Source organism: Aquibium carbonis (genome assembly GCF_003970795.1).
In the GTDB taxonomy this organism is placed as follows: Bacteria; Pseudomonadota; Alphaproteobacteria; order Rhizobiales; family Rhizobiaceae; genus Aquibium; species Aquibium carbonis.
In genome coordinates this window covers 1-771 of sequence record NZ_RWKW01000050.1, presented here as the reverse complement: position 1 = coordinate 771, position 771 = coordinate 1, and the positions used below count along the sequence as shown (strand labels likewise).

The 771-nt window shown below is 66.1% G+C and carries 1 protein-coding gene; it reads left to right on the top strand.

Annotation, left to right across the window (positions count from 1 at the left end):
- Positions 1 to 103 precede the first annotated feature (103 nt).
- A partial coding sequence (locus tag EJC49_RS14060) for an IS256 family transposase (protein WP_126700573.1) occupies positions 104 to 771 on the top strand: 668 nt, incomplete at its 3' end.

Genomic DNA, 771 nt, shown 5'->3' with positions numbered 1-771 from the left:
GGTGACGTCCCTGGACGTGGTGTAGCTGGGTAGCGCGGTGGTCATCGGCGCTTTCCGGTAGGGTCTGGTTGTCGACACCAACCCCTTTCTGGAAGGAACACCGATGACCGACGACATGATGAACCTGCGCGCGCTCGTGGAGAAGAGCGCGGATGCGGATCTGCTGCGCGAGATGATCGGCTTTGCGGCCGAGAAGCTGATGGAGATGGAGGTCGGCGCCGCCACAGGTGCCGCCTGGGGCGAGAAGAGCCCACTCCGGACCGCACAACGCAATGGCTACCGCGACCGGGACTGGGAGACACGCGCCGGCACCGTCGAGTTGCGCATCCCGAAGCTGCGGAAGGGGTCCTACTTCCCCGGCTTCCTGGAGCCACGCCGCATGGCAGAGAAGGCGCTGACGGCGGTGATCCAGGAAGCCTATGTCCAGGGCATCTCGACCCGGTCGGTCGACGACCTGGTCAAGGCGATGGGCATGAGCGGCATCTCCAAGAGCCAGGTCTCTCGGCTGTGCGAGGAGATCGACGGCAAGGTGAAGGCCTTCCTTGATCGCCCGATCGAGGGCGATTGGCCGTATCTATGGATCGACGCAACCTACCTGAAGGTCCGTCGCGGCGGGCGCATCGTCTCCGTCGCCGTCATCATCGCGGTCGGCGTCAACGCGGACGGCCGGCGCGAGGTGCTCGGCATGGAGATCGGCACGTCGGAGGCCGAGCCGATCTGGACCGAGTTCCTGCGCAAGCTGACGCGCCGCGGCCTGCGCGGCGTGAAGCT